This is a genomic window from Nostoc favosum CHAB5714 (assembly GCF_020829495.1).
GTDB lineage: Bacteria > Cyanobacteriota > Cyanobacteriia > Cyanobacteriales > Nostocaceae > Nostoc > Nostoc favosum.
Genome location: NZ_JAIVFQ010000007.1, coordinates 79503 through 103624, shown reverse-complemented (window position 1 = coordinate 103624; position 24122 = coordinate 79503). Strand labels below are relative to the sequence as shown.

23 protein-coding genes are annotated in these 24122 nt (G+C 43.1%); 12 read left to right on the top strand and 11 right to left on the bottom strand.

From position 1 onward, the window contains the following. Window positions 1-47: 47 nt before the first annotated feature. Both LC586_RS07640 and LC586_RS07635 read right to left on the bottom strand, forming a co-directional pair. Window positions 48-1430 carry a lysophospholipid acyltransferase family protein gene (locus LC586_RS07640; RefSeq protein ID WP_229483988.1) on the bottom strand — a complete coding sequence of 461 codons (1383 nt, stop codon included), beginning with the start codon at window positions 1428-1430 and terminating at the stop codon, window positions 48-50. Between the two features lie 359 nt (window positions 1431-1789). Further along, window positions 1790-2359 carry a Uma2 family endonuclease gene (locus LC586_RS07635; protein ID WP_229483987.1) on the bottom strand — a complete coding sequence of 190 codons (570 nt, stop codon included), beginning with the start codon at window positions 2357-2359 and terminating at the stop codon, window positions 1790-1792. Window positions 2360-2561: 202 nt separating this feature from the next. On the opposite strand from LC586_RS07635, the gene LC586_RS07630 reads away from it, so the two are divergent. Continuing rightward, the gene (locus tag LC586_RS07630) at window positions 2562-4376 is read left to right on the top strand and encodes a proline--tRNA ligase (protein WP_229483986.1); all 1815 of its coding nucleotides are present in this window, start codon (window positions 2562-2564) and stop codon (window positions 4374-4376) included. A 289-nt stretch (window positions 4377-4665) separates the two neighbouring features. Further along, window positions 4666-5277 (top strand): GerMN domain-containing protein, encoded by a 612-nt coding sequence (locus LC586_RS07625; RefSeq protein ID WP_229483985.1) that lies wholly within the window; start codon window positions 4666-4668, stop codon window positions 5275-5277. A gap of 125 nt (window positions 5278-5402) precedes the next feature. Here LC586_RS07625 and LC586_RS07620 read toward each other — a convergent pair whose 3' ends face one another. The 3 genes from LC586_RS07620 to efp form a co-directional block, all read right to left on the bottom strand. Continuing rightward, the gene (locus tag LC586_RS07620; RefSeq protein ID WP_012407243.1) at window positions 5403-5750 is read right to left on the bottom strand and encodes an ArsR/SmtB family transcription factor; all 348 of its coding nucleotides are present in this window, start codon (window positions 5748-5750) and stop codon (window positions 5403-5405) included. A 75-nt stretch (window positions 5751-5825) separates the two neighbouring features. Next, window positions 5826-6383 carry an acetyl-CoA carboxylase biotin carboxyl carrier protein gene (gene accB, locus LC586_RS07615; RefSeq protein WP_229483984.1) on the bottom strand — a complete coding sequence of 186 codons (558 nt, stop codon included), beginning with the start codon at window positions 6381-6383 and terminating at the stop codon, window positions 5826-5828. Between the two features lie 108 nt (window positions 6384-6491). Then, the gene (gene efp / locus LC586_RS07610; RefSeq protein ID WP_229483983.1) at window positions 6492-7049 is read right to left on the bottom strand and encodes an elongation factor P; all 558 of its coding nucleotides are present in this window, start codon (window positions 7047-7049) and stop codon (window positions 6492-6494) included. Between the two features lie 259 nt (window positions 7050-7308). On the opposite strand from efp, the gene LC586_RS07605 reads away from it, so the two are divergent. Continuing rightward, window positions 7309-8415, top strand: coding sequence for a peptidylprolyl isomerase (locus LC586_RS07605; RefSeq protein WP_229483982.1), 1107 nt, complete (start codon window positions 7309-7311; stop codon window positions 8413-8415). Between the two features lie 62 nt (window positions 8416-8477). Here the strand turns inward: LC586_RS07605 and LC586_RS07600 are convergent, their stop codons facing one another. After that, window positions 8478-9065 (bottom strand): Uma2 family endonuclease, encoded by a 588-nt coding sequence (locus LC586_RS07600; protein WP_229483981.1) that lies wholly within the window; start codon window positions 9063-9065, stop codon window positions 8478-8480. An 89-nt stretch (window positions 9066-9154) separates the two neighbouring features. On the opposite strand from LC586_RS07600, the gene thiL reads away from it, so the two are divergent. After that, window positions 9155-10177: a thiamine-phosphate kinase gene (gene thiL, locus LC586_RS07595; RefSeq protein WP_229483980.1), complete on the top strand. Its 1023-nt coding sequence runs from the start codon at window positions 9155-9157 to the stop codon at window positions 10175-10177. A gap of 61 nt (window positions 10178-10238) precedes the next feature. On the opposite strand, the gene LC586_RS07590 is transcribed toward thiL, so the two are convergent. Continuing rightward, window positions 10239-11252: a type I glyceraldehyde-3-phosphate dehydrogenase gene (locus LC586_RS07590; protein ID WP_229483979.1), complete on the bottom strand. Its 1014-nt coding sequence runs from the start codon at window positions 11250-11252 to the stop codon at window positions 10239-10241. Between the two features lie 116 nt (window positions 11253-11368). Continuing rightward, window positions 11369-11995: a nicotinate (nicotinamide) nucleotide adenylyltransferase gene (nadD, locus tag LC586_RS07585; protein ID WP_229483978.1), complete on the bottom strand. Its 627-nt coding sequence runs from the start codon at window positions 11993-11995 to the stop codon at window positions 11369-11371. Between the two features lie 398 nt (window positions 11996-12393). Between nadD and murC the strand changes: the two genes are divergently transcribed. The 5 genes from murC to LC586_RS07560 all read left to right on the top strand — a co-directional run bounded on the left by murC (window position 12394) and on the right by LC586_RS07560 (window position 16440). Next, window positions 12394-13857 (top strand): UDP-N-acetylmuramate--L-alanine ligase, encoded by a 1464-nt coding sequence (gene murC, locus LC586_RS07580; RefSeq protein WP_229483977.1) that lies wholly within the window; start codon window positions 12394-12396, stop codon window positions 13855-13857. Window positions 13858-13980: 123 nt separating this feature from the next. Beyond that, window positions 13981-14982 (top strand): UDP-N-acetylmuramate dehydrogenase, encoded by a 1002-nt coding sequence (gene murB, locus LC586_RS07575; protein ID WP_229483976.1) that lies wholly within the window; start codon window positions 13981-13983, stop codon window positions 14980-14982. A 17-nt stretch (window positions 14983-14999) separates the two neighbouring features. Beyond that, window positions 15000-15170 (top strand): hypothetical protein, encoded by a 171-nt coding sequence (locus tag LC586_RS07570; RefSeq protein WP_229483975.1) that lies wholly within the window; start codon window positions 15000-15002, stop codon window positions 15168-15170. Window positions 15171-15552: 382 nt separating this feature from the next. After that, entirely contained in the window at window positions 15553-15900 is a 348-nt protein-coding gene (locus LC586_RS07565) for a YbaB/EbfC family nucleoid-associated protein (RefSeq protein ID WP_100900466.1), read from the top strand. Window positions 15901-15969: 69 nt separating this feature from the next. Then, complete coding sequence (locus LC586_RS07560; RefSeq protein WP_229484057.1) at window positions 15970-16440, top strand: low molecular weight protein-tyrosine-phosphatase; 471 nt, start codon at window positions 15970-15972, stop codon at window positions 16438-16440. A gap of 89 nt (window positions 16441-16529) precedes the next feature. Here LC586_RS07560 and LC586_RS07555 read toward each other — a convergent pair whose 3' ends face one another. Further along, entirely contained in the window at window positions 16530-17213 is a 684-nt protein-coding gene (locus tag LC586_RS07555; RefSeq protein WP_229483974.1) for a response regulator transcription factor, read from the bottom strand. 693 nt (window positions 17214-17906) lie between these two features. Here LC586_RS07555 and smpB point away from each other — a divergent pair. Both smpB and LC586_RS07545 read left to right on the top strand, forming a co-directional pair. Further along, window positions 17907-18392: an SsrA-binding protein SmpB gene (gene smpB / locus LC586_RS07550; RefSeq protein WP_229483973.1), complete on the top strand. Its 486-nt coding sequence runs from the start codon at window positions 17907-17909 to the stop codon at window positions 18390-18392. A 181-nt stretch (window positions 18393-18573) separates the two neighbouring features. Further along, window positions 18574-18864 (top strand): WGxxGxxG family protein, encoded by a 291-nt coding sequence (locus LC586_RS07545; RefSeq protein ID WP_229483972.1) that lies wholly within the window; start codon window positions 18574-18576, stop codon window positions 18862-18864. A gap of 255 nt (window positions 18865-19119) precedes the next feature. Here the strand turns inward: LC586_RS07545 and LC586_RS07540 are convergent, their stop codons facing one another. Together LC586_RS07540 and LC586_RS07535 are read right to left on the bottom strand one after the other, a co-directional pair. Then, window positions 19120-20538 (bottom strand): IctB family putative bicarbonate transporter, encoded by a 1419-nt coding sequence (locus tag LC586_RS07540; protein WP_229483971.1) that lies wholly within the window; start codon window positions 20536-20538, stop codon window positions 19120-19122. A gap of 267 nt (window positions 20539-20805) precedes the next feature. After that, on the bottom strand, window positions 20806-22359 hold the full coding sequence (locus tag LC586_RS07535) for a GAF domain-containing sensor histidine kinase (protein ID WP_229483970.1): 1554 nt from the start codon (window positions 22357-22359) through the stop codon (window positions 20806-20808). Between the two features lie 554 nt (window positions 22360-22913). Between LC586_RS07535 and LC586_RS07530 the strand changes: the two genes are divergently transcribed. Then, window positions 22914-24107 carry a DegT/DnrJ/EryC1/StrS family aminotransferase gene (locus LC586_RS07530; protein WP_229483969.1) on the top strand — a complete coding sequence of 398 codons (1194 nt, stop codon included), beginning with the start codon at window positions 22914-22916 and terminating at the stop codon, window positions 24105-24107. The last annotated feature ends 15 nt before the right edge of the window (window positions 24108-24122 follow it).

Sequence of the window (24122 nt, the reverse complement as noted above, 5' to 3'; positions counted from 1 at the left end):
ATTTCTGAAGCAAGCTGATCCAGGAACTTGAAATATTACCCTCTTAATCAAATCAATGCTTCCAATGCGTGCTGTAAATCATTCGTTACATCAGCAACAGCTTGTCTAGCACCCAAACGATTTTGCTTATACGCCGGGTAATGCTCAGAAATAGATATGGGTTCACCCACAGTAATTTTGACTTTTTGCTTACCCAATTGTGGACGCTGTACAGTTTTATTGCCTTTAATTTTAGCAATCATTTGCCATAAAATTAAAGTCGTCTCAGCAAACCTTTCTGCTGTGGGATTTTCCCGAATATAATTACCAGAAACTGCCACAAAACTTTCTACTAACCGCATGTGCCACATTCGCGCATTCGCTTCTTCTGCAACGCGATCGCCTAAAGCTTTCTCTACAGCAGATACTCCTTTTACATCCTTAAAATCTTCTCTAAATATATAATTCCACCCAGCTTGTTCTACCCGCCGACATCGGTCACTCAAAGTACCTTTTGAGTGCAAATCAAAATATTGTTCTGATATTAATAGCGCCGCATTCAATAAAGCTTGCAAACGAACTGCCAACGCTTCATTTCTATCTTCAATTTTACCTACTACTGTTTTCATATCTGGCAGCTTTAGATGATAAAAGCGCGTGTAAAATTTTTCCATCAACGAAAGTAAATGTTCTGCCAAAGTCAACAACCTCGGATAAAGCGACTCTATAGAAGCATTTTCTGGTGCATTCACAGGTAAACCACTAGCCGCTTCCAATTCGCTTAAAAGATTTGCGATTGCATCCCAAGGAGCATCAACGTAACTATATTTAATCCCAACTGGTACAATTAGTACCTGTTGGTCGCGTCCAGCTTTGTGCAAATCTTCAGCACACCAAAAGCCTAATTGGGCGATACCAGGTTCTAGGGGGCTAATATTCTCTGATAAACCATTGGTTGCACCCTCTGGCGCAGCAGCCATCGGAAATTTCCCATTGGCAAACAAGTCACGCGCCGAACGTAACCCCGTCCAGTCAGCCTTACCTCGCTGAATCGGAGTCCCACCTAAACGAGAAGCAATCCAGCCGACGTAGGAACCTGCCCATAGAGGAATGCCGCGATCGTAGATAAAATGAGCGTGAATCGGAAGTTGTAGTGCTGTACCTTGCGATCGTGCTACCTTTGGCACGAGTTGAGACAGCAAGTAGGTCAAACAAAACGGATCGTCTGTTTTAGGATGGCGAAATGCCAGCATAAAACGGATCTTACCCTCTTGAAATTGGCGATAGAGATCCACCAGAACCTCTACGTTGTCTGCTTCAATTTGGGTAATAGCTGTTTGCCAGTTTATCCAACTGGGTAGCAACAGATGCACAACTCGTAAAAATAAGGGGTTAAACGCCGGAGGAATAAATTCTAAGGGTGGCTGTGCTTGATAAATTACATCTGCCAAGGTAGTTTCTCCTAAAGAGGCTGCAATTTTAATCGCCTGGTGGTTATTTCTTTTAAGATATCTTAGCGGCTGTAATACCAATTCTGTATGAAGATGCGCTAAACCATATTAGGACTGAAGTATAAGGAAGAAAAACGAACCGCAAAGGGCGCAAAGGACACAAAGAAAGAAAGAAAATTTGGCGCAGCCTCACAAAGAAATGGTATAAGATACCCTGACGATTGAAGTCGCAGCTACACAAACAAAACCTGCCTAAGCAGGTTTTTTTAACGAAGCGCACCTACGCATACTTATAGAGTATTTTCTGCTGCTATGGAAAGTATGGGCAGATAGTGGAGGTTTAGCGGCACTTGCAAATCTTAATAACAGGATAGACTCAAGCTAAATCCTGGTAATACATTTTCACCCGATAATTGTGTGGGCAGATTTCGCACTTCCACATCTTGTTTTTGGCGATAAATTTCCACTTGCTGTTGTTGGGGATTTATTAACCATGCCAATTGCACGCCTGCATCCATATATTCTTGCATTTTGGAACGCAACATTTCCAAATCATCTGTTGCTGACCTTAATTCAATGACAAAATCGGGTGCAATGGGGGGAAATTTGCGTCTTTGTTCAGGTGTGAGTGTTTGCCAACGTTCTCGTTGAATCCAAGCGGCATCTGGGGAACGGTCAGCACCATTGGGTAATTTGAATATAGTAGAAGAACTGAAAGTGTAACCGAGGCCAGTTTGCCGATTCCAGATTCCCAGATCAATAATTAAATCTGCTTCTCGATTGCCGCTTTCACCTCCAACGGGGGACATGATGATTAATTCTCCCTTGGCAGTGCGTTCAAATTTCAATTCGCGGTTATTTTGACATAAGTGATAAAATTGTTCGTCACTCAGGTGAACGGTGTCTAGTTTTAATGTCAAAGCACTCATAACCTAGACCTAGATTAAATAGTTGCAAAGATTATATCATGCCACATCTTAACGGCTGTAAGATGCCGATCGCACACCACGCAAGTTCAAAAACTAAGATGCCTTCTTAGTCCGCACAGGCAGACGAGAGTTTGTGTGGCCGCGATTTCTAATCGCCAAGTGGTTTATAAACAAATTAGTGATTATGGAAAGGGATTAAACGATGCGACTTTCACAAATGTTATTTGTTACACTGCGGGATGATCCGGCTGATGCTGAGATTCCTAGCCATAAGTTATTACTCCGTGCAGGTTACATTCGTCGCATCGGTAGTGGTATTTATGCTTATTTGCCTTTGATGTGGCGGGTATTACAAAAAGTTTCCCAGATTGTGCGGGAAGAAATGAACGCTACAGGCGCACAAGAATGTCTCCTACCACAATTACAACCGGCTGATTTATGGAAAGAATCGGGACGCTGGGACACTTACACGAAAGCTGAGGGGATCATGTTTTCCCTAATTGACCGCCGTGAGCAACAATTAGGATTAGGCCCAACTCATGAAGAAGTAATCACAGCGATCGCTCGTGATATGATTCGCTCTTATCGCCAGCTACCACTGCACCTCTACCAAATTCAAACCAAATTCCGTGATGAAATTCGTCCCCGCTTTGGTTTAATGCGCGGACGGGAGTTTATCATGAAGGACGGCTACTCCTTCCATGCCGATGAAGCCAGCCTCAAAGAAACTTACCAGGATATGTATAAAGCGTACAGTAATATTCTGCGGCGTTCTGGTTTAGCTTTTCGGGCAGTGGAAGCTGATTCTGGTGCAATTGGCGGTTCTGGTTCCACAGAATTTATGGTTTTGGCAGAAGCTGGTGAAGATGAAGTTCTCTACACTGAAGATGGTAAATATGCCGCTAACGTAGAAAAAGCTGTTTCTTTACCAATTGACGCCGAAACCTCACGGTTTACAACCTACGAGAAACGCGATACACCTGGAACAGAGACGATTGAAAAGGTTTGTCAACTCCTCAACTGTTCTCCCACTCAATTAGTGAAAAATGTCCTTTATCAGACAGTTTATGATAATGGTATAACGGTATTAGTTCTGGTGAGCATTCGAGGCGATCAGGAAGTTAATGAAGTCAAATTGCAAAATGAATTGACCAAATTAGCTCCTGAGTATGGCGCTAAAACTATTATTAGTTTGAATGTACCAAATGTAGAAGCCCAGCAAGCATGGACAGCTAAATCTCTACCTTTAGGCTACATTGCGCCAGACATCGCAGATGAGTATATTAACGCCAATAAACAGATCCATCCCAAGTTTTTGCGCTTAGTGGATCAAACAGCCGTTGATTTAAAAAACTTTGTTACAGGTGCGAATGAAGCTGGCTATCACGTAGTTGGTGCTAATTGGGGTGAGCATTTTAAGCTGCCAAGGTTAGTAGTAGATATACGTAAAGCAAGACCAGGCGATCGCGCCATCCATAACCCAGAACAAACTCTCTTCAGCGCCCGTGGAATTGAAGCAGGTCACATCTTCCAATTAGGTACTAAATATTCCCAAGCGATGGGAGCAACTTATACCAATGAACAGGGTGAAGAAAAGCCGCTATTGATGGGTTGTTTTGGTGTAGGTGTATCACGACTAGCACAAGCTGCCGTAGAGCAATCTTACGATAAAGATGGGATTATTTGGCCAGTTGCGATCACACCTTACCACGCGATCGTCACAATTCCTAACATTAAGGATGCTCAACAAATCGAAATCGCCCAAAAACTTTACACAGAACTCAATCAAGCGGGAATTGAAACCCTACTAGATGACCGCGACGAACGGGCTGGAGTTAAATTTAAAGATGCTGACTTGATAGGCATACCTTATCGAATTGTAACCGGACGAGCGATCGCCAATGGCAAAGTAGAAGTTGTAGAAAGAGCAACCCGCAACTCTCAAGAAATAGTCATTGAGGAAGTTACAACTACACTCAAACAGTGGATTACCGCCGCCATTCAGGTAAAAAATTAAACACCCAATTTTCGCAGAGGAATCAATACTTTACTTTGCGTTCCTCTGCGTTTTACTCAGCGTTCCTCTGCGTTGTAAATTTAATCATCTCCAAAAAGAAAGAGATTTACATAATTTGGTAGGTGACGAATTACAAATAGAAATTCTAAAATTAAATCAGGGACTTGCAGAATTAAAAATAATCGCCTCCTCCAGGTAGCGGGAAACTCTTCAGTTATAAGTATCGTCCTTAACCAGGCTGCTCCTCACATAACTACCATATCAGCCCTCAGTCAGGAAGGTTTTGAACATGAAAGGCCAACAAGGATCTAATCGTATTTCTTCAGGCGCAATTGCAGCCGTCTCAGCAGTGGTTGTAGCCGTAGGTGGCGGTGTGGCTTGGTTTACTACACATTCCAGCAATACTCCCACACCATCAAACCCTTCTGGGCGCATCGAACAGCCAGCACAGCCATCAACTAGGCAGCCAGCTAATGAGCAAACCCCTAACGTTTATTGGCTAAAACCAACGGACAAAAATGTTACTTTAGTCCCCCAGCCTGTTAGAGTCGCTTCAATACGACCTAATCAGCCATTAGAAGCAGCTTTCCAAAGTTTGTTGGCAGGCCCAACAGAAGGGACAGATTCCACAACTATCCCCAAAGGAACCAAACTTTTGGGGCTGAAGTCAGAAAATGACGAAGTTCACGTTAATTTATCTGAAGATTTTACCAGTGGTGGTGGAAGCACATCAATGATGGGCCGCGTAGGACAAGTTGTTTATACTGCGACAACTTTAAATCCCAAAGCCAAAGTGTACATTGACGTGAACGGCAAACCGTTGGATGTTTTAGGTGGTGAAGGTGTAGAGTTACAACAGCCACTAACTCGTGAAAGCTTTCAGAAAAATTATTCGCTTTAAAGAAGTTAGGAGTAGAGACGCGATTAATCGCGTCTGTGCAAGAGAGACGCGATTAATCGCGTCTGTGCAGGAGTGAGAAGTTTTAACTCATAACTCATAACTCATAACTCATAACTTTTTTAGAATTACCGTTTGCTATTTAACACACGAAAATTACGGGCTTGTTCTTCTAACCTTGTGGCAAGGCGATCGCAAACCCGATTACACAAATCAAAAATCATTTCATCTTCCACCCGGTAATAGGCGCAAGTTCCTTCACTGCGGCGGCTAAGGATACCTGCTTGCCACATTACCTTCAGGTGTTTTGACACATTTGCCTGAGAAGTCTGTGTTGCCTCTACCAACTCTTGCACGCATTTTTCTTCATCCCGTAATAAGTGGAGCAGCCGCAGGCGCATCGGCTCACTTAACAGACTGAAGTATTCAGCTACTTGTTGCACCACTTCTGGCGGTAAAGGCAACGTTTGTTTCATCAGGATTAACCCGCAAGGACTGAAGTTTTAACGATGACTCATTTGGGATGACTCATTTCATATATAGATTAATACTTAATCAGGGTTAATTCGCATCAAAGGTTGACCATATTCTACAGCGTCACCATTTTGGAGAAGAATTTCCATTACTTGTCCAGAGACTTCGGCTTCGATTTCATTCATCAGCTTCATGGCTTCAATGATACAGACAGTTTGACCCTTGCGGATGCGATCGCCCACTTCCACAAATGCCGCTTCCCCCGGCGCAGGAGCGCGATAAAACGTTCCCACCATTGGGGAAGGCACTTCTACTAATCTCTGGTCAATGATTGAGGGAGGACTTACTGACAACTGCAATTGTGTGCTAGTACCAGTATTCTCAAATACACGAGATGTGGACACCTCCGTTACCTGACTCGTGTTCACCTGGTTTCCCCCAGATGAACCCGATGTCGAGCCAGAACCCACCACACCGCCGAAGGTCGCTTGACCTACCGACAACATCTGATTGCTGACGCTCACAGCCTTACGGACTGTTAGTTCAAAATCATCGCTTTTGAGCGTCACTTCTGCAATATCTGTTTGGGCGATAGTTGCCAGTAGTTGGCGGATTTCATTAAAGTCCAATGGCACAGTTTTTATTACCTCGACCTATCCGTAAATTAGCATCTTAAGTGTGGCAGGGATTAAATCCAGATGTAGGGATTTCAATCGGGACTTGCATCTCCATAGAGATGAAAGTTATTCCCTGCTGATATACTTATCTTCCTGAGTATCAACTTTGATGCGTTCTCCTTGGGAAATAAACAAAGGAACCATCACAACTGCACCAGTTTCCAGAGTTGCTGGTTTTGAGCCACCGGTAGCAGTGTCACCTTTTAAACCTGGATCTGTTTGTACAATTTCCAGAACCACAGACTTAGGCAATTCTACTCCTAGCACCTGGTCGCCCCACCGAATAACTTCGGCTTCCATACCTTCCTTGAGGTATTTGACGCGATCGCCAATTTGTGCACGGGTCAATCTGCCTTCTTCGTAGGTTTCCATATCCATAAAGACGAACTCATCGCCCTCTTTATAGGTATGCTGCATCGTACTTTTTTCTAGAGTGGCTTGCGGAACTGTTTCCCCGGCTCGGAACGTTTTTTCCATCACGCTGCCACTCTGGACATTTTTTAACTTAGTTCGTACAAAAGCGGAACCTTTGCCTGGCTTGACGTGCAAGAATTCTAGCACTCGCCATACAGACCCATCTAATACAATTGAAACACCGGGTCGAAAGTCGTTACTGGAGATCATGAAACTTTCAAATTTTGGAAGACAATCGGCATTTATTGTACCCTTCTAGGGTCGTCATTGGGCATTTCTCATTAGTCATTAGTCATTTGTCACTTGTACTGAGCGACTTGTGCCGACTTGTGCCGAGCGAAGTCGAGGTAGCGAAGCCGAGGTAAGCCGAAGTATTAGTCATTAGTCATTTATCCTCCGCCCTTAACGTGGGAAGATTATTGATGGGTTACGTCCAGTCAACAATCTAATGCTGCATTTGAGTTATCCCATGCTTAACTTATTAAAATCCTGGCTGAAGAACAGCCTAATGGCAATACTGCTGGTAACAATATTTTTAGGCATAACTACAGCTGGGTGGACTCCCTCCAGTAGCGCCGCGCTGCCAGCCGGCAACGCAATTACCGACGGCAAGGCTTTGTTGCGGTATGCACTCCCGATAGATAACAAACCTGTACGGCAACTACAAGCCAGTTTAGAGGACATCTCTGCCCAACTACGGGCGAATCGGCGGTGGAGTGCTATTTCCAAGGACATCAGCAAAGCATCCCGCGTTCTCGATAAACCCTCCCAAATCTTAACAAGCGTTCCCGCAGAACGCCAACCCCAAGCCGAAGCTTGGATTACCGAGTTGAAATCTGGGGTGGGTAAATTGGAAGAATTGGCGAAGAACAAAGATAAAGAACAAATTCTGGAAGAGAGAGGCAAACTTCTGAATCTCGTTACTCAGTTAGAAGAGTCAATGGTGAAACAATTCCCCTTTGAAGTCCCTACTGAGTACAGTAACCTGCCACAACTTAAAGGTCGTGCCACTGTAGAAATCAAAACTAACAAAGGCGATTTGACCCTTGTAGTAGATGGTTATAGCGCCCCTGTCACTGCTGGTAATTTTGTAGATTTGGTGCAGAGGGGTTTTTATAATGGCTTAGAATTTACCCGTTCTGAAGAATCTTACTTTCTGCAAACTGGAGATCCTGCTGGCAAAGACGTAGGTTTTATTGACCCAAAAACGGGCAAATATCGTGCTATTCCCTTAGAAGTATTAGTTGAAGGTGATAAAGCACCTACCTATGGCATTACACTAGAAGAAGCTGGTCGTTACATCGATATGCCAGTTCTACCTTTCTCTGCTTTTGGGGCAGTGGTGATGGCTCGTCCCGAAAGTGAAGTAAATGGTGGATCTTCGCAATTCTTCTTCTTCCTCTTTGAACCAGAACTCACCCCCGCCGGACGCAACCTATTAGATGGTCGCTATGCCGTGTTTGGCTATCTCACCGAAGGCAAAGAAGTTTTGGATAAACTGAAGGCAGGTGACAAAATTGAATCGGCAACTGTGATTCAAGGAATAGAAAATCTGGTTGAGCCACAAACTGCATAAGAAGAGAGTAGAGGGAGCAGGGGGAGAACAATTACTAACTCTTAACTCCTGTACAGACGCGATTAATCGCGTCTCCCCTGATTCAGATTTCCGGCGGTGAATATCTGATCAACTGTGATTGCTAATTCTGGAAAAGTCCGTGATACAATTTCTTGAGTGGCTGTAAAAAGTGTTTCTTCGTAAAATCCATCTTCCAGTAATAACACTGAAATCTTCCCTTCTAGCGGATCTACAATCCAATATTCAGGAACCTCTAAGGCCGCATATTCAGATCGCTTATGGCGATAGTCCCGTTTCACCGACTCTGGACTGACCACCTCTACAATTAGTAACGGCGGTGACTGAAATACTGCTGAGGCATTCAACAATTCTCTGGCTTGTTCCACTGTCACTACACACAAATCAGTCAACCTAGATTTATTTCTACCCGTTCTCACCCCACTTTCCCGAAAACACAGCCAAGGTGAGCTGCAACGTTTGATTTCTCCATCTAGTAATTGCTCAAGAAATTTGGCAATCAGAAAATGTTCAATAGTTGGTGGGTTCATTAGCTCTAGCTTGCCATCCACCAATTCATAATGAAAACCGTTACCATCATCATAGGTTAAGTACTCCTCAAACGTGATGCTGGTTACTGGTGCTGTTACCATCCCAACTGACTCCTAGACGATACCCTTATCTTAAACAGTAAAGCAAATCATCAGTTTTCTTCGTAATTTTGCAACACGGAAAACCGATTGTGAACAGTGAGTTATCTTCTCAACAAGTAAAAGACATTGGTGAACAAGGTCTTTTAGAAAAATTGCAGCGCTTTTGCCCTCCAGAAATTATCGGCGATGATGCAGCAGTACTTGTGACTGCACCAGGACAATCTTTAGTAGTGACTACAGATGTACTGGTTGATGGCGTACATTTTAGCAATGTCACCACTTCCCCAGAAGATGCTGGTTGGCGGGCTGCTGCTGCCAATTTATCAGATTTAGCAGCAATGGGTGCTTCCCCATTGGGAATTACTGTTGGGTTGGGACTCCCCGGTGAAGTTAAGGTAAGTTGGGTTGAGCGACTATACCAGGGAATCACAGAATGCCTGCAAAAATACAATACCTCAATTGTTGGGGGTGATATTGTGCGATCGCCTGTGACTACTCTGGCAATTACTGCTTTTGGTCAAGTTTCCCCTCATCAAATTATCCGCCGTTCTACTGCTGTTGTGGGAGATGCGATCGTCGTTACAGGCGTTCATGGAGCCTCAAGAGCTGGCTTAGAACTGCTCTTGCACCCCGAATTAGGACAAGACCTCAATCACGTGGAAAAGATGGCTCTAATCCGCGCACACCAACGCCCACAGCCACGATTAGATGTCTTACCAATCCTTTGGAAAATTTTAACTCCTGATTCCCAACTCCCCCCTGCTGGTATGGATAGCAGCGATGGTTTGGCAGATGCGATTATTCAAATTTCCCGCGCCAGTGGTGTTGGCGCTGTGCTAGAACGCAGACAAATTTCCATTCCAGCAGCTTTTGACCATTGGCTGACACAAGAGCAAGCCTTGCAATATGCTCTATACGGTGGCGAAGACTTTGAATTAGTGCTGTGCTTACCACAAGAGTTAGCATCAGCCTTCGTACAACATCTTGGTCAAGGTGCTGCGATCATAGGCAGCATTACATCTGGATCAACAGTACTATTGCACGATGAACAAAAAAAATTCCCTGACCAAGTTCTGAGTCTTAGCCAGGGATTTCAACATTTTGGTCAATAGTCCTTTATCATTTGTCCTTTGTTATTTTTCTAATGACCAACGACCAATGACTAATGACAAATTATTGCCACTTCTCGGCTACTAATTCTGCCAAATCCAAAACTCGTTGGCTGTAACCCCACTCGTTGTCATACCACGCCATAACTTTTACTAGGTCATTGCCCATAACCAAAGTCAAGCTAGCATCAACAATCGAAGAAGCATCACTACCTTGATAATCGGAAGATACCAGTTCTAGTTGGCTATAGTCCAAAATGCCTTTGAGTGGCCCTTCGGAAGCATCTTTGAGAGCTTGGTTAACTTCTTCAGTAATAGTACGCTTCTCAACCTGAACTACGAAATCTACCATTGAGACGTTCGGAGTAGGTACACGCAAGGCAACGCCATTTAGTTTGCCTTTGAGGTCTGGGATAACCAGCGCCACTGCTTTTGCTGCACCAGTAGAGGTGGGTACAATGTTGATTGCTGCTGCCCTCGCCCGTCGCAAATCTCGGTGAGAAGCGTCTAGCAAGCGTTGGTCACCTGTATAGCTATGGGTAGTGGTCATCGTGCCTTTGATGATGCCAAACTTATCGTTCAACACCTTGGCAATCGGTGCCAAGCAGTTGGTAGTACAGCTAGCGTTACTGATAATGTGGTGTATGTTGTGGTCATAATCGTGATGATTCACACCAACCACAAAAGTGCCATCCTCGTTTTTACCAGGAGCGGTAATCAGAACTTTCTTGGCTCCAGCATTTACATGCTTGAGCGCTCCTTCTTTGCTAGTAAATACCCCGGTTGCTTCGATAATTAGGTCAATTCCCCAATCTTTCCAGGGCAAGTTTTCTGGGTTGCGATCGGATACGCACTTAATGGTCTTACCGTTAACGATGATAGAGTTATCATCGGCACTAATCTCAGCACCTTTGATCTTCCCCAGCATCGAGTCATACTTCAGCAGATGAGCATTGGTTCTAGGGTCTGATGTGTCATTAATAGCGACAAGATCGATTTTACTATTCTCTCTACCCACCCAGCAACGCGCAAAGTTACGTCCAATCCGCCCGAAACCGTTGATTGCAACTCTAATCACAGTGTCTTGCCCTCTGTATTTATGCTTATATGTTGATATCGTTGACCCCAATCATATCGCAAAGGGGGGGGGCACTCATAACGATAAAGTGTTAGATCAATAAAAAAACACATAATTTATTCAGATTTGTTCGAGTAGAGATTGTTGTTAGTGATATATGATCTGACCGATTCCGGGACTAAATAACGAATTGACTGGCGATCGCGGCAGAATTTGCGGATTAGACTTGACGAAACTCCTACTAAAGGTATATCTAAGAGTTGCCAGTGAATGGTAATTAACTGCTCCCTCAGTTGTTGCTCCACCTGCTTGCAGATTAATTTGCTTTGAGTTATAGTCTCACCACCTAGCAGTCGGGGTGCTATTAACCAATCACACATTTGTGCTAGTTCGTGTCCACGGTACCAACGGGGTAAAGTTTGGAAAGTATCCAAGCCTACGATCCAGTACCAGTGAGTATTTGGGTAAGAAGCAGATAAGTCTATCAGGGTGTTAATGGCATAGGAAGTCCCAGAGCGATTTGCCTCCACTAGTGAGACAGTAAACGCTGGGTTATCTTCTATGGCTAATTGCAGCATACCCACACGATGCTCAAACAAAGCTGCTTGTTTGTGTGGAGGATTTAGGGATGGCACCCAAATTACCTTTTCAAGGGATACTTGATGCAAAGCTGTCTCGGCTACGAGCAGGTGTCCCCAATGAATTGGATCAAATGTGCCACCAAAAATTGCTAGTTGCTGCATCCAGTTATGCGTGGATTTTATGCAATTAGAAAAATAGTTTCATTACCAATGTACTATTGTAGTCAATTCATGCCTAAACTGGATGCAATTTAAAATCAGCTTCACTAACAATGTATGATGTAGCCAATTCCAGTAAGATAGCCAAAAAGATGTATTTGACATTACAAGAATTTCTTTCCCGATGCGACCAAAATTTTCAGAATAATCTTAAAAACAGTTCAGAAATAGGAAAAACCTCTAACCAAGGTAAAATCATTCTGAACAAGCAAAACCAGAGCAGAAATATCATCTGACCATCAAACATAAACATGATTAAGGGGCAGTTACGGTAAAAATCAAATTCCTGTTATGATACGCGTGTCATTTGTGATTATGGTGTGGTGTAAGAGGAGCAAGAAATGACTAATTCTGTAGATTTTAGTGGTAGACCATTTCATTTCATTGGCATCGGTGGCATAGGTATGTCTGCTCTGGCATACGTTCTCGCCAAGCGTCAATTTCCAGTATCAGGTTCGGATCTTCGTCCTAACCACATTACGCACAAGTTGGAATCTATCGGCGCTCATATTTTTGGTAGACAAGAGGCAAGCAATCTCGAATTCTTTCACCCTCAGGTATTAGCCAATGCAGTAGTATTAAATTCACAAGAAGAATTACCTACTGCTACTAACTCAAAACTGCCTCAAGTCATTTGTTCAACAGCAATTAACACGAATAATTTAGAATACAAAGCAGCGCTGGAATTAGGTTGCCCAATTTTACACCGTTCAGATGTACTAGCAGCTTTAATTGCCGATTACCACAGTATTGCAGTCGCAGGAACACACGGCAAAACTACAACCAGTAGCATGATTGGCTATATGCTTCTAGAAGCAGGTCTAGACCCAACGATTTTAGTAGGTGGCGAAGTCAATGCTTGGGAAGGTAATGCTCGATTGGGACAAAGCCAATATTTGGTAGCCGAAGCAGATGAATCTGATGGTTCCTTGGTAAAACACGCTCCAGAGATCGGCATCATCACCAATATTGAACTCGATCATCCAGACCATTACGATACATTAGAAGAAGTAATTGACATCTTCCAGACATTTGCTAAGGGTTGTAAAACATTAATAGGTAGCATTGACTGTGCCACAGTGCGCGATCGCTTGCAACCCACAATTAGCTACAGCTTATACTCAGATACCGACGCTGATTACAGCGTTACTAATATTGATTATCGTGCTGATGGCACCACGGCTCTAGTTTGGGAAAGAGGCAAAGCTTTGGGCGTGTTGAAGTTACGCCTGCTAAGTCGGCACAATCTCAGTAATGCCTTAGCAGCAGTAGCTGTTGGTCGTCTCTTGGGCTTAGAATTTGGAGAAATTGCCAAAGGTATCGCCACCTTTGAAGGAGCAAGACGCCGCTTTGAGTTCCGGGGTGAAGTCGATGGTATTACCTTCATCGATGACTATGCTCATCATCCTAGCGAGATTCGCGCTACTCTTGCTGCAGCACGCTTACAGGCAAGACCAGGGCAAAGAGTGGTTGCCATCTTCCAACCCCATCGCTATAGCCGTACACTCACTTTTTTAGAAGAATTTGCCGATTCCTTTACCCATGCTGATTTGGTTGTACTGACTGATATTTACAGTGCAGGTGAACCCAATTTAGGGCAAATTACTGGTGAACATCTAGCGGCGGAAATTGCTAAACAGCATTCTCCTGTAGTTTATCAACCAACTTTACCCTCAGTGTGTGAGTTCTTGCTGCAAACACTACGCCCAGGAGACTTGGCGCTGTTTTTGGGGGCTGGGAACTTGAATCAGGTGATTCCTGAAATAATTACGACACTTTGCGAACCTGCTAAAGCCACATCTTAAGTGGAGGCTTTGCGAAGTTTTATTTCTCAGCAAAGCACCCGTCTAGCAACGGTTCCATAAGTTAACTCTATTACCGTATCTTTGCGGTAAATAAATGTAAAAATTTTACCAAAAAAAGTAAAAATGACCATTTACCAGGCAGCTGGAAACGTCTGCACAGTTTCTGCTTTGAATACAAAGAAACATCAAACAACTAATTCGGTGGACAGTGAAGTAATTTACTTACCCAATACTGATTGTGCGATTAAGTCCCAGGCTTCCTTGTCAGCGTTTACTTCCTATCGAGTTGGGGGAGCAGCTGATTTATACGTTGCTCCCCGAAACATAGAAGCACTGCAAGCAAGTCTTAAATACGCAAAAGAACGTAATTTAAAGGTGACAACACTGGGAGCAGGTTCTAACTTGCTAGTGAGCGATCGCGGTATATCAGGCTTAGTCATTGCTACTCGTCATCTCCGCTTCAGCAACTTTGACCCAGAGACAGGTCAATTAACCGTTGCTGCTGGAGAATCAATTCCTAGCTTGGCATTGGCGGCAGCAGAATTAGGATGGCAAGGATTGGAGTGGGCTGTTGGCATCCCTGGAACAGCCGGAGGTGCCGTGGTGATGAATGCAGGGGCACATAATAGCTGTATCGCAGATATGTTAGTTAGTGCCCAGGTACTTTCACCCGATGGCACATTGGAAACTCTTACCCCCGATCAGTTAGGTTATAGCTACCGAACTTCATTATTGCAAGGTGGCGATCGCATAGTCACCCAAGCCACATTACAACTCGCGCCAGGTGCAGACCCAGCAAAAGTTGTGGCAATCACCAAAGAACACAAAAAGCATCGGTTAAGCACCCAACCATACAACTTCCCCAGTTGTGGTAGTGTGTTCCGCAATCCCAAACCTTACAGTGCTGGCTGGTTAATTGAACAAACTGGTCTCAAAGGCTACCAAATTGGTGGAGCGCAAGTAGCACTACTCCATGCTAATTTTATCGTTAACCGTGGTGGAGCAAAAGCTAGTGATATCTTCTGTCTCATTCGCCACATCCAACATCAAGTACAAGAACGTTGGTCTATTAATTTAGAGCCAGAAGTCAAAATGCTCGGAGAGTTTCAAGGTGCTTGTGGATAAAAAATGGGGAGTGGGGAGTGGGGAGTGGGAAAGATGAGGGAGATGAGGAAGATGAGGAAGAAGAATTAATAACCAATGTGCAATACTTCGACTTCGCTCAGTACAAGTGCCCAATGCCCAATGCCCTATTCCCTACTCCCTACTCCCCATTCTGTGACACATTAATTATTGGTAAAATTAGTGGTTAAATATAATTAAAGCTGAAAACCAAGGCTTTAAATATCTGGTTTGTAAACCACGGTCGAGTCAAAACTAGCGAGCCTGTAAAAAGGTCAAACGGGAGTCCACGGTTTGTTAAATTTGCTAAAAATAATGGGTGTCCAATGGCTAAAAGTTTCAACAAGTTGCTTAGTAAAACAAAGATAGGGTGGGCTACACCCAAATTTACGCTTGTGGACAAGAAGGAGCCGACTCCCTTGGTTGAAGCAAGAAGCAGACCCTCTAAAGGAAACTTTAGTTGAATAACTAGCTTTTAAAAAGTTTAGTCAAGTTTTGTGTAGCAGGCAAATTACTTACCGCATCTATAATTGAATTTGATTTGTTATTCAGCGCACAGGCGTACAAATAATTATGACAGGAAAAGGACAGGGATTTGGCTTTGGCTTAGGAAAAATGAAAGAATTGGCTGACGCTTTTAAGAAAGCGCAGCAAGTTCAAGAAGGCGCAAAGCGACTCCAAGAAGAATTGGAGCAAATGGAGATTCTAGGAGAATCTGGCGGTGGTCTGGTGAAGGTGATTGTCAGTGGAAACCAAGAACCCAAGCGAGTAGAAATTTCTCCAGATGCTCTAGGGGAAGGTGCAGAAGTACTTTCTGATCTGGTGACAGTGGCAATGAAAGAAGCCTACAACAAATCCACAGCAACAATGCGGGAACGTATGGAAGAATTGACCAGTGGACTAGAACTTCCTGGATTTTAGTCATTAGTCATTAGTCATTGGTCATTGGACAAAGGACAAATGACTATTGACAAAGGACAAAACATATCTATGGCTTACAAGTTGCTATTTGTCTGCTTAGGTAACATCTGCCGATCGCCATCGGCAGAAAACATTATGAATCATCTAATTGAGCAGGCTGGCTTGAGCGAACGTATCCTCTGTGACTCAGCTGGTACATCTAGTTATCACGTTGGTAGCCCACCTGACAGACGCATGAGTGCTGCGGCTGCTACAAAGTTGGGAATTAAACTGCGTGGTCGAGCACGCCAGTTTCAAAAGTCAGACTTTCAAGACTTTGATTTAATTTTAGCGATGGATCAAGAAAATTATGAGAACATCCTCACTCTTGATCAAACTAAGCAGTATCAGCATAAAGTGCGTTTGATGTGCGAGTTTTGCTCTCGACACACCCTGAAGGAAGTTCCAGATCCCTATTACGGTGGTCAAGAGGGATTTAATCGGGTTATTGATTTACTGATCGATGCTTGTGAAGGTCTGCTGACAAAAGTTAGGAGTTAGGAGTTATGAGTTAAGAGTTAAAAATTAGGAGTTTTAATTCCTCACTCCTGTACAGACGCGATTAATCGCGTCTCTCCTCCTAACTTTTTTTATTCCACCAAACCATGCTTTATGGCAAAACGCACCAATTCCGCTCGGTTGCTGGTTGAGGTTTTTCTCAATAAACTGCTAACGTACTTTTCTACTGTGCGAGGACTCAGGTGTAGCTGATGACCCATTTCGGCATTAGAAAGACCATGAGTCAATAACTCTAAGACTTCCTGTTCTCTATGAGTTAGGGATGAGTGCAGGTGGGATTTCTGAATTTGAGTGGACAAAGAATTATAAGCATCCACCACTTTTGTCGAGGCGGAAATGCCCAAACTCTCTTTATGAGAAAATCGATACTCTGATTGAATAATTTGCGATCGCTCCAAAAGATTGCGGATTGCTGCTGCTAACTCTTCCAGTTCAAAAGGCTTGGGTAAGAATAAATCGCACCCTGACTGGTAGCCCAAAATTCTTTCCTGGGTCTTAGTTCGAGCTGTTAATAAAATAACAGGTAATAACCGAAACACTGGTTGTTGACGCACCCGGCGCACTAGTTCGTAGCCATTCATCTGCGGCATCACGATATCCGTGACAATCAAATCTGGATGATGCTCATCCACCATAACCAAAGCCTCTTGACCGTCATTAGCCGTGATCACTGAGTAGCCAGACAGTTCAAGATAGTCGCTAACAGACAGACGAGTTCCCAAATCATCATCCACTACAAGGATCGTCAAGGGCATGGACAATACACCCCTAGCATTTTTTTACTCAGAAATTTGCTTTTACGCGCTTGATCAGTGAACACAGGCAATAATAGTGTTCTTATGTTTCATACTATGACAGGATTACCAGCTAATGATGTCTCTAAGGATGATTTATAAAGAAAATCTTAAATCCTTAAAAAGGGTTAAAGAAGTGTAACTCACATTTGACTTTTGACTTTTGACTTCCCCGAACGCGAACAGCGTCCCGTAGGGAAGGGGCTGACTCCCTCTGCTTGGGAGGCATAGAGAGCTTTGTAGTTTGTAACAACTCATCAATAAAGCACAGTAAATACTCACCTGTGTAAATTAATATTAACTTAATTAATAATTTACCGAAAGCTAAGTAGGAATAAATATTTTTTATTTTTTGCCTTTTGTAATTAATTCTTAGCTAATCACTAATGATTATTGGCATCATACCAATTCTTTATGAAACTACACAAAATCAAACTAGGTAAGACTTAGGGCTTAAGCCTCAAGTCTTACCTAGCTCACAGGTAATCGGTATCATATAACTTAAAGTTGCCAGAAAACTCTTAATTGTGAACTGATAAAAGCTAAATTAGTGATATACAGTTCATAATTTATAGCGATTCTAAGATACAGCCTATAATTAACAAGCCAATCCAAATAATTTTTTAGGTACATTTCAAGCACACCAAATTATCAATGAGCGACAAGAGCGACAAGAGCGACAAGAGCGACAGTTACAAAGTTATTAGCGACAACCGCCAAGCCCGTTATTTGTATGAAATTCTAGAAACTTACGAAGCTGGAATTGAGTTGACAGGAACCGAGGTGAAGTCGATTCGTGCGGGTAAAGTCAATCTCCAAGATGGCTATGCTTTGCTTCGCAATGGTGAAGCATGGTTGATCAATGTGCATATCTCGCCTTATAACGCTAGTGGGCAATATTTTAATCATGAACCACGGCGTACACGCAAGCTGCTGTTGCATCGCAAAGAACTCCGCAAGCTAATTGGCACAGTAGAACAGCAGGGTTTAACTTTAATCCCTTTGAAAATGTATCTCAAACGCGGCTGGGTAAAAGTGAGTATAGCCCTTGGCAAAGGTAAAAAGCTCCACGATAAGCGAGAAGACCTGAAACGACGCCAAGACCAGCGTGACATTCAACGGGCAATGAAAAACTATTGAGCGTCAGTGTCGCCAAACTACCACACCAGAGTGAGAAATGGATGTCTGTAAAAAGTATGTTGTATGTCCACAGCGTGAGTTGTGAAAATTCCTAGTTTATAGCCGCAGATTGATTTTCTTAAAGTTGGGAATCGATAAAGTGGTGAGTAACTTCGGATGGCATAAGGAATTGTCACAACTTATGAAAAGTAATTTCATTACAGCTGTTAGTGCTGGCGTTCTCACCTTGAGTATAGGAGTTTTACCCTTAACTCTATCCGCACAAGCTCAGACAACAACTGACCCCGGGGCAAATACTACTTCAGGAACGACCACAACGACCACTTCCGACGATCGCAACGGTTTTGATTGGGGTTGGCTAGGATTAATTGGTCTAGCTGGTTTGGCTGGTTTGGGTGGTAAAAAGAGTGAGAACCAACCCACCGCTTACCGCGACCCTAATGCTCCAGGAACCACTACCTATAGGGACTAGTACTGCAAGCCTGAAGTCAAAAGCAGCCAGTGCGTTGGGAGCTAGCGCGGTCTTCTCCCAAAGGGAGAGGCTAGCGCCAAGGGGTTTTCCCCATGAGCGACTGGCTCTAAAAAGTCAAAAGTTAAAAGGCTTTAATTTTGGGCTTTCTGACTGTAATGAAATGGTAGGTTTATTTCCGCCGACCTGTTACTAGACGATTCAAAATTTAAAAATTGTCAGTTGTTGAGTAGAAAAACAACTGACAACTTAATTATCTTAATTTACTGTTGGTTCTAAGTTAGATGAATTTGTCTGATTTTGAGCTAAAGGTGTCCAGTAGCTAGCAATTAAGCCAACAATGAGCCACCAGAGGGTATTAACTTCAGGACGATACCAGACAGTATCTACGGTTCCATGAGCTAGCATCCCCAACAAAATAGCGATCGCTCCAATTAACCAAAATCCCTCTACACTTCTGAATTGTCGTAGTCGTCGCATTTGTAGAAATGCCGTATTAAATGTGACAATTATTAGCCAGAGAAAGCAGGCTAAACCAACAAAGCCAGTTTCTACAGTCACTTCAAACAAAATCGAATAGGCACTCAAAGCAGTGTAACGAGGGCGTTGGTAGAGAGGATAAACTTTATTAAAAGAGTTGTGACCAGGGCCAATGCCGAAAATCGGGCGATCCCGAATCATCTCAAAAACAGCATCCCACACATTTCGGCGAAAATTATTACTGCTATCTTGACGGTCAGCAAAAATACTGAACACTCGTAGGCGTACTGGCTCTACAAATATCACTGCTAGCACCAATACCGCAATCAAACCTCCCAAGACAATCGGTAGCGACCAAGTTCGCCAAAAACGAGGCATTTCTACGCTTTTCCAATAAACTAGCAATGCCATCACAGCCAAAATTGCCACCACTAATCCAATCCAACCCCCACGACTAAAAGTGAGGATCAGGCAGGCAGTATTGACAATTAACATTGTTAATGCTAATAGTTTTTTGATCCAGCCTTGCCATGCAAAAATTGCCACTAAGCTAAAAATTACTGCTGGTAAGAGGTATCCAGCCAATAAGTTGGGATTGCCTAAATAACTGTAGACTCTGGTAGTTTTAGACAGGGGAGATTCTGGATCAACCCAAGTTGCTAGTGCTGTGGCTCCAAAAAACCATTGCCGCAACCCATATACGCTGACAATTAACGATACGTGTAGGTAAAGGATGATAATCCAAGACCGGAGGCGAGGCGACCTCAGTATCCTGGCACAAAGGGCAAATAGCAGCAAATACAAGGTCAACGTTGCCAAGTCGTTAAGTGCCGCCTTTTTCACTGGTGACAATGCCGTTGCGACTGCGGCAATTCCCCAGTAGAGCAATACCAGCAGGTGAATGGGAGTGACTGAGGAGACATTTGCTGGTGTTACTTCATCAGATAAAGTCAACAACAGCCAAAATGCTACACAAGCCACCAGCAACAAGCCCACCAATGTACTCGAAGCAAAAGGTGCAAGCGCATATACTAAACTGAGTAAAGCAGCTGCTGTCGCATCTCCCCACTGAATCAAGACGCTGGTTTGCCGCCAAGAACTTAACAGTCCCACCAGAGAACGATGTACGTAACTGGTAGCAAGGTATTCTTTGAGCGGTAAAGATGATAAAGTAAATCGTTGCCAGACTAAATTCATAAAAAACATTGCAATCAATTAGCCTGCCGACGCAGAACTTGGAATTGATCATAATGCCTATGGCTATAAAAAGGTAATAACGTAAATTGCAATTTAGTGATAATGCTCTGACTCATAACGCTCAGGCACCACCTGTAATCTAAAGCACTTCAGCTAATACTAAGTGAAGATAGCCGTAGATTAACCCTTCACCTAGTTAGTACATAAGAAAGCATTAATTTGTATTTCCCTATTATCTGTAACCTGTATGTTCCCTACTAGCTGTAATCAAACATCGCTAATTGCTTGCGAAGGAGTTGCTAATTGCAGTGGCAAAGAAAGCACATAACGATATCCTGATTCTGGTGAACCTTGAATCAAAATTTGTCCACTATGCAATTCTGCCAGTTGACAACTTAGCAACAGACCCAAACTTTCACGAGAGATATTTCCATGTGATTTAGCTAAATTTATACCTGAACTAGCAGCAAAGAAATTTGAGTGATTCGCACTCAAGTTATTTGAATTATCCACTGCTACTGATGAAATATCTTCTTGCTCCTGGCTTTGTGCATGAGTATTGTAACTTGCTACTTCACCTGTTAGCTCCAGCAGCGACAAAGAATTGAGACGGAAGTAGGGATCAACTTCAGTAATACCATCCCCTAGCCAAGGATGGGAAACCCAAATAGTAATGTTGAGCGTATCTTCTTTGTAAGAAACATGAATGCGAACAATGCTACCTGTAGCTGAAAGTTGAATCACACTGAAAACCAGGTGATAGAGAATTTGCCGCACCTTGTCTTTATCTAAAGGCCAAATGCGATTGCGTCCCGGTTCTATAGAGAGGCGAATATCTTGTTCACGGCGATTAGCTGCTTCTTCAAGGGTATTGATAGCTTGTTGACACAGCATTTCGATATCCACAGGAGCTATATTTAGCACAGTTGAATTTTCATCCATAGCTCCTAGTTCGGTAATTTCGTTTACTAAGGAAAGTAAGTACCGACCACTGTGTTGGATAATTTCCAAATATTCTCTCTGCTTAGTCGTCAAAGGCCCATAAATTTCACGTCCTAAAACACTAGCCATACCGAGTACAGATGTTAAGGGCGTGCGTAACTCCTGAGTTAGCTGATCCAAAAGTTCCAGTTTCAGTTGCTTGGTAGAAACAGAGCCGCTATCTTTAATGGCTGGGGTGATTTTAATCTCAGTATTACGTTCGTCATTGAGTGAAAATATTGGAGCGATCGCGGGAGTGCTTGATTCGAGTCTCCGTTGCAGGAGTCGGTTACGTTCAAATTCACTCATGCTCCAACGAGCTATTATTTGTAAAAACTCAATGTCTCGGTTTGTAAAATTGCGCGGTACTAAATCCATCACCGCCAATGCACCCAAACAATGTCCCTCAGCATCAATCAGTGGCGCTCCTAAGTAAGCACGAATACCATAATCCTGCACCAACTTGCTGCTAGCAAGTACTGGGTTTTTAAGGTTTTCTGTATCATTAATTACAAATATTTGGAGACTCTCTACTACTTGAGTGCAAAAGGATTCCCGACGTGACAGTTGGCGGCTTTGTGCCAAATGATTCATTAGTCCCAACCTAGATAAGCCCACCGCCGACTTGAACCAGTGGCGTTCTTGATCCACAAATCCCAATATGGAAATTGGTGCTTCCAAAAAGTGGGCAGCAGTTTGTGTAGCCTCTTCAAAAACTGGAATCGTCTCTGGTTGCCGCAAACCTAAATCTGACAAAGCTTTCAGGCGTTGTTGTTCTCTTGATTCATGAGAGTCCCAACCATCCTTTAGGGCAAATAATTTATTTTCAGGCTCCATCATTGCCACTGCTACCTTAATAATTTCTCGATACTGTAATTGATATAATCCCTATTTCTGGGTTATCAATTGCTATTTTAAGCATTCCCTAATTTTGTCTCTGACAAACAAATTTGGGGCAAAAATTTTTTATCCCTTACATTAAGTCGGCCACGCGGTATCCACAAGTTACTATTTACTGCTGCTGAATCTTCTTTAGTTAGCGCTGGTGTAGCCTTTATTGCTTGGAATTTTACAGCCAGACTGCGTTAGATTTGGATTCAGCCAGGGTAAGCTAATGCTAAGGATACAATACAAAAGGGCTGTAATTATTTATGTACAGAAGCAAAAATTCTTACTTCCATCTTCAAAGTAAATTTACTTACAATAATTATTGTAATGTAATTATTGTAGTGTAATTCTTACCTAGAACAGCTAGCATTAATGGCTGACAATCCTAGATAGTTTATATAAGTCTCGATCCAATAGATTAAACTTATTACAATTTCATGCTGAAAATTGTACAGGCTTTTTTATTTTTCCCATCCGAGGAAATATTTTTTTGAGGACAATTGGTAATGAATAAAATGACCATTAGAGTTCCTTTTGTAGACCTGAAGTTACAACATGAACCAATTCAAATGCAATTGCAACATGCAATCCAATCTGTATTGGAACAGGGAGATTTTATTTTAGGGCAAGCAGTCTCAGATTTTGAAGCAGCATTTGCGGCAGCGTCTGGGGCAGCTTATGGAGTTGGTGTTGCATCAGGAACAGATGCGATCGCTCTGGGATTGCAAGCGTGTAATATTGGTGCTGGCGATGAAGTGATTTTACCAGCAAACACTTTTATAGCAACCTTGATTGGGGTACAACGGGCTGGCGCGAAGCCAATTCTGGTAGATTGCGATCGCCAAACAGCTTTAATTGACTTGAGAAAAGCAGCAAAGGCAATTACGCCTAAGACTAAAGCTATTATCCCTGTGCATCTCTATGGTCAAATGGTATCACCACGTGAACTATTGAACTTTGCCGATACCTACAAACTACTAATTTTTGAAGATGCTGCACAAGCACACCTTGCCCAAAGAGATGGATATCACGCTGGTTCAGTAGGAATAGCAGCAGCTTTTAGTTTCTATCCCAGCAAGAATCTGGGAGCATTTGGGGATGGAGGAATGCTGCTGACACAAGATTCAGATGTAGCCCAGAAGATGGGACGCTTGCGAAATTATGGTGCATCGCAAAAGTATTTTCATACTGAACCAGGTACAAATAGCCGTTTGGATACTTTACAAGCAGCAGTCTTGCACCAGAAACTACCATATTTGTCACAGTGGAATAGCGATCGCTTGACTATTGCCCAACAGTATGATAGTGAACTAGCACCCTTGGCAACTGCTGGTATTATCCCTATGGAAAACCAAAGTGATACAGGGCATGTGTATCATCTTTATGTGATTAGAGTTGATGATTCTTGCCCCATAGAACGCCAGCAACTCCAGGAAAAACTCACAGCAGTAGGAATTCAAACTGGCATTCACTACCCAATTCCTTGTCATCTTCAACCAGCATTCACCAACTTAGGCTATCAGCCTGGAGATTTTCCCCAAGCAGAAAAACTCTCAAAAGAAATATTATCATTACCGATGTATCCCGGTTTGAGCAGTAGCCAAGTTAAAGAAGTTGTAGCTGCGATCGCTCATGCAGTCTCAACAACTCCTAAAGCAGATGAACCCTCTCCTGCTGACCTTGGCAGCGTGGTAGCCTAAAGTTAATTCATACCT

Excerpts from the sequence above, each read along its gene's own strand:
- LC586_RS07635 (WP_229483987.1), bottom strand. The coding sequence starts at position 2,359 with ATGAGTGCTTTGACATTAAAACTAGACACCGTTCACCTGAGTGACGAA.
- LC586_RS07630 (WP_229483986.1), top strand. The coding sequence starts at position 2,562 with ATGCGACTTTCACAAATGTTATTTGTTACACTGCGGGATGATCCGGCT.
- LC586_RS07625 (WP_229483985.1), top strand. The coding sequence starts at position 4,666 with ATGAAAGGCCAACAAGGATCTAATCGTATTTCTTCAGGCGCAATTGCA.
- LC586_RS07620 (WP_012407243.1), bottom strand. The coding sequence starts at position 5,750 with ATGAAACAAACGTTGCCTTTACCGCCAGAAGTGGTGCAACAAGTAGCT.
- efp (WP_229483983.1), bottom strand. The coding sequence starts at position 7,049 with ATGATCTCCAGTAACGACTTTCGACCCGGTGTTTCAATTGTATTAGAT.
- LC586_RS07605 (WP_229483982.1), top strand. The coding sequence starts at position 7,309 with ATGCTTAACTTATTAAAATCCTGGCTGAAGAACAGCCTAATGGCAATA.
- LC586_RS07600 (WP_229483981.1), bottom strand. The coding sequence starts at position 9,065 with ATGGTAACAGCACCAGTAACCAGCATCACGTTTGAGGAGTACTTAACC.
- nadD (WP_229483978.1), bottom strand. The coding sequence starts at position 11,995 with ATGCAGCAACTAGCAATTTTTGGTGGCACATTTGATCCAATTCATTGG.
- murC (WP_229483977.1), top strand. The coding sequence starts at position 12,394 with ATGACTAATTCTGTAGATTTTAGTGGTAGACCATTTCATTTCATTGGC.
- murB (WP_229483976.1), top strand. The coding sequence starts at position 13,981 with ATGACCATTTACCAGGCAGCTGGAAACGTCTGCACAGTTTCTGCTTTG.
- LC586_RS07565 (WP_100900466.1), top strand. The coding sequence starts at position 15,553 with ATGACAGGAAAAGGACAGGGATTTGGCTTTGGCTTAGGAAAAATGAAA.
- LC586_RS07560 (WP_229484057.1), top strand. The coding sequence starts at position 15,970 with ATGGCTTACAAGTTGCTATTTGTCTGCTTAGGTAACATCTGCCGATCG.
- LC586_RS07555 (WP_229483974.1), bottom strand. The coding sequence starts at position 17,213 with ATGCCCTTGACGATCCTTGTAGTGGATGATGATTTGGGAACTCGTCTG.
- smpB (WP_229483973.1), top strand. The coding sequence starts at position 17,907 with ATGAGCGACAAGAGCGACAAGAGCGACAAGAGCGACAGTTACAAAGTT.
- LC586_RS07545 (WP_229483972.1), top strand. The coding sequence starts at position 18,574 with ATGAAAAGTAATTTCATTACAGCTGTTAGTGCTGGCGTTCTCACCTTG.
- LC586_RS07540 (WP_229483971.1), bottom strand. The coding sequence starts at position 20,538 with ATGAATTTAGTCTGGCAACGATTTACTTTATCATCTTTACCGCTCAAA.
- LC586_RS07535 (WP_229483970.1), bottom strand. The coding sequence starts at position 22,359 with ATGATGGAGCCTGAAAATAAATTATTTGCCCTAAAGGATGGTTGGGAC.
- LC586_RS07530 (WP_229483969.1), top strand. The coding sequence starts at position 22,914 with ATGAATAAAATGACCATTAGAGTTCCTTTTGTAGACCTGAAGTTACAA.